5 protein-coding genes and 1 pseudogene are annotated in these 4,083 nt (G+C 67.7%); all 6 read left to right on the plus strand.

Features of this window, described 5'->3' with window-relative positions; translation table 11 throughout:
* Positions 1-505, plus strand: a 505-nt coding sequence (locus ACXJKR_RS26240) for a phosphoadenylyl-sulfate reductase (protein ID WP_457325310.1), incomplete at its 5' end; no start/stop codon positions are given.
* A complete protein-coding gene (gene cysD / locus ACXJKR_RS26245; RefSeq protein WP_056194845.1) occupies positions 502-1,467 on the plus strand; it encodes a sulfate adenylyltransferase subunit CysD in 966 nt (321 codons plus the stop codon). The genes ACXJKR_RS26240 and cysD, both read left to right, overlap by 4 nt.
* Positions 1,468-1,546: 79 nt before the next feature.
* Positions 1,547-2,833 carry a sulfate adenylyltransferase subunit 1 gene (locus tag ACXJKR_RS26250; protein ID WP_457325311.1) on the plus strand — a complete coding sequence of 429 codons (1,287 nt, stop codon included), beginning with the start codon at positions 1,547-1,549 and terminating at the stop codon, positions 2,831-2,833.
* Entirely contained in the window at positions 2,833-3,624 is a 792-nt protein-coding gene (gene cobA, locus ACXJKR_RS26255) for a uroporphyrinogen-III C-methyltransferase (protein ID WP_457325312.1), read from the plus strand. The genes ACXJKR_RS26250 and cobA overlap by 1 nt, the downstream gene beginning before the upstream one ends.
* On the plus strand, positions 3,621-3,944 hold the full coding sequence (gene fdxA, locus ACXJKR_RS26260) for a ferredoxin FdxA (RefSeq protein ID WP_056194839.1): 324 nt from the start codon (positions 3,621-3,623) through the stop codon (positions 3,942-3,944). The genes cobA and fdxA overlap by 4 nt, the downstream gene beginning before the upstream one ends.
* A 16-nt stretch (positions 3,945-3,960) precedes the next feature.
* Positions 3,961-4,083, plus strand: a pseudogene (locus ACXJKR_RS26265) (ferredoxin--NADP(+) reductase); the annotation flags it as partial.

The following is a 4,083-nucleotide window of genomic DNA, read 5'->3' on the forward strand; positions in this document are numbered from 1 at the left end:
GCTGCACGCCGAGACGCTGGCGCTGATCCCGCGCATCCGGGAACGCTATGGCCGCGAGGTCGAGGTCTTCAAGCCGGCGGCCGACGCCGTCATCCAGTTCGTCCGCAAGGAGGGCGAGGAGGCGATGTACAAGAGCATCGAGCTGCGCAAAGCCTGCTGCGGCCTGCGCAAGATGGAGCCGCTGGGCCGCATGCTGAAGGGCCGTTCGGCCTGGATCACCGGCCTGCGCCGCGAGCAGAGCGGTGCCCGCGGTGACGTGGCCTTTGACGAGGACGACGGCAACAACCGCCGCAAGATCAGCCCCATCGCCGACTGGACCTGGGCCGAGGTCTGGGCGTATGTTCAAAAATACGAGGTTCCGTACAACCCGCTGCATGACCAGTTCATGCCCTCGATCGGCTGCGCACCCTGCACGCGCGCCATTGCGGTCGGTGAAGACTTCAGAGCGGGCCGCTGGTGGTGGGAAGACTCCACCAAGGAATGCGGCTTGCACGCCAAATCATGAATGCTGCTGTGAAACCCGAACAACTCATCGCCGACGTCGACCACGCCCACCTGGATGCGCTGGAAGAGGAAGCCATCTTCATCCTGCGCGAAGTGGCCGCCAGCTTCGAGCGCCCCGCCCTGCTCTTCTCGGGCGGCAAGGACAGCTGCGTCGTGCTGCGTCTGGCCGAGAAGGCCTTCAAGATGAAGAACGCGGCCCACCCGAGTGGCTACTCGGGCAGTCTGCCCTTCCCGCTGGTGCATATCGACACGGGCCACAACTTCCCCGAAGTCATCACCTTCCGTGACCAGCGCGTCGCCGACATGGGCGAGCGCCTGGTTGTTGGTCACCTCGAAGACTCGATGGCCAAGGGCACGATTCGGCTCTCCCACCCGCTGGAAAGCCGCAACGGCCACCAGACGGTGACGCTGCTGGAGACCATCGAGGAGCACAAGTTCGACTGCCTGATCGGCGGCGCACGGCGCGACGAGGAGAAGGCGCGCGCCAAGGAGCGCATCTTCAGCCATCGCGACAGCTTCGGCCAATGGCAGCCCAAGGAGCAGCGCCCCGAGCTGTGGACGCTGTTCAACACGCGCATCCGCCCGGGCGAGCATTTCCGCTGCTTCCCCATCAGCAACTGGACCGAACTGGACGTGTGGCTCTACATCGCCCGCGAGAACATCCCGCTGCCGCAGATGTACTTCGCGCACGAGCGTCAGGTCATCCGCCGCAAGGGCCTGCTGGTGCCGCTGACCGACGTGACGCCGCCGGAAGAAGGCGAGACCGTCGAGACCGCCACCGTGCGCTTCCGCACCGTGGGCGACATGACCTGCACCTGCCCGGTCGAGAGCCCCGCCGCCAACGCGAGCGAGGTCGTGGCCGAGACGCTGACCGTCACCGTCAGCGAACGCGGCGCCACGCGCATGGACGACCGCACCAGTGAGGCTTCCATGGAGAAGCGCAAAAAGGAAGGGTACTTTTAATGACCGCYCCCACGTTCACTTTGTTCACTGCCCCCCGAGGGGGCGTCGCGGCCCTTCGGGCGGCCGGGCGGGCCGCGCGATGAAGGCGCTGCGATTCCTCACGGCGGGCTCCGTTGACGACGGCAAGTCCACGCTGATCGGCCGCCTGCTGTTCGATGGCCAGGCCATCCTGGCCGACCAGCTCGACACGCTCGAGCGCCGCGCCGCCGGCCGCCCCATCGACCTCAGCCTGCTGACCGACGGCCTGGAGGCCGAGCGCGAGCAAGGCATCACCATCGACGTGGCCTACCGCTACTTCGCGACCAAGACGCGCAAGTTCATCATTGCCGATGCCCCCGGCCATGAGCAGTACACGCGCAACATGGTCACGGCCGCCGCCGGCTCCGACGCCGCCGTCGTGCTGGTGGACATCACCAAGCTCGACCTGACTGAAGCCGAAGTGACGCTGCTGCCGCAGACACGCCGCCACTCGCTGCTGGCCCAGTTGCTGCGCGTGCCCAGCATCGTCTTCGCCATCAACAAAATCGATGCGCTGGAAGACGCCGGCGCGGGCTTTGCCAAGGTCAAGACGGCGCTCGACAAGTTCGCTGCCGCCGCTGGCCTGAACGTGGCCGCCACCGTGCCGGTGAGCGCCCTGCGTGGCGACAACGTCACCCAGCCGCTGGATGCGCCCTGGTGGAACGGCGAGAGCCTGCTGCAGGTGCTGGAGCGCCTGCCCACGCTGAGCGAGCGCGCCGACGCGCCGCTGAGCCTGCCCGTGCAATACGTGCAGAAGGACGCCTACCAATCCAAGGGCACCGGCGTGCAGCCACGCGTGCTGTGGGGCCGCATCGCCCACGGTGCCGTCAAGGCGGGCGACACCATCGAGGTGCTGCCGTCGAAGCAGACGGCGGTCGTGTCCGAAGTCCGCCTGGCCGGCGAGGCCGTGCCCAGCGCCGAAGCCGGCGACTCGGCCGGCCTGGTGCTGGACCGCCAACTCGACGTCAGCCGCGGCGACTGGATCRTCACGCCGGGCAGCGCTGCGGTCACCAAGAACTTCTCTGCAACGCTGGCCTGGCTGGACACCGAGGCCGCCAAGCCTGGCCGCAAGTACTGGGTGCGCCACGGCAACCGTTGGGTGCAGGCGCGMATCTCGGCCATCGACTCGGTGCTGGACATCAACACGCTGACGCCGCAGGACGCCCACGAACTGCCCGTCAACACCATCGGCCGTGTGCAGATGGAAGTGCAGCACGAGCTGCCCGTCGAGCCCTTCGTGGACAACCGCGTCGGCGGCGCGCTGATCGTCGTCGACCCCGCCAGCCACCGCACCAGCGGCGCGCTGCTGGTAGACGTGCAAGCCGCTCCGGCGGAAGAGGCCTGGTGATGTCTAGCGGCCGTGTGATCTTCGTCAGCGCCGGCCCCGGCGCCGCCGACCTGATCACGCTGCGCGGCGCGCGGGCGCTGTCGCAGGCCGATATCGTGCTGGCCGATGCGCTGGCCGACCCGGCCCTGCGCGATCTTGCGCCGCAAGCCAAGTGGATCTCGGTCGGAAAGCGCGGCTTCGAGCATTCGGCCAAGCAGACCGAGATCAATGCGCTGCTGGTCAAGGCCGCGCGGGAGCACGCTCTCGTCGTGCGACTGAAGGGCGGCGACGCCAGCGTCTTCGGCCGCCTGGAGGAAGAACTCATCGCGTTGGCCGAGGCGGGCATTGCCAGCGAAGTCGTCCCTGGCGTGACCGCGGCTCTTGCCGCCGCCGCCCAGGCACAACGCCCGCTGACCCGCCGCGGCCGAGGCCGCAGCGTGTCGCTGACGACGGCGATGACCGAGGCCGGCGAACTGCATGCCGCGCAAAGCGCCGACACCGAGGTCTTCTACATGGCCGGCCGCCAGTTGGCCGCGCTTGGCCGCCAGTTGCTGGCCGCCGGCTGGGCGCCGGACACGCCGACGCTGGTCGTCAGCCGTGCCGGCTGTGCCGATGCCATCACCAGCGAGCACGCGCTGGCTGACCTCGCCCACGCGGCCCTGCTGCACCGCGGCCGCCCCACGGTCGTCACGGTCGGGACAGGAGCCAGCCGCGTCCACGCGCAGGATCAAAACCACGCCGACCTTAAAATCGTCGTTTCGCCCGAATCATTGCCCATCGGGGCGCCCCTTACTTCCCAGAGCCGCTCATGACCCACGTCGTCACCGAAGCCTGCATCCGCTGCAAATACACCGACTGCGTCGACGTCTGCCCGGTCGACTGCTTCCGCGAAGGCCCGAACTTCCTCACCATCGACCCCGATGAGTGCATCGACTGCGCCGTCTGCATCCCCGAATGCCCGGTCAACGCGATCCTGCCGGAAGAGGATGTGCCGGGTGATCAGATCCACATGATCAAGATCAATGCCGACCTCGCCAAGGGCTGGCCCAGCATCACCAAGCGTAAGCCGGCGCTGCCGGATGCCGACGAGTGGAAAGACAAGACGGGCAAGCTGCCCGAGCTGATCCGCTGAGCTTTCTTCTCTCCTCATGCAGGCAGCAGTACAGATCAGGCCCGATGCGATTCAGACGGACGCCGTCATCGTCGGCGCCGGGCCGGTCGGCCTCTTCCAGGTCTTCGAACTCGGCCTGCTGGAGATCAAGGCCCACATC

This window comes from Roseateles sp. P5_E11, from assembly GCF_054049355.1.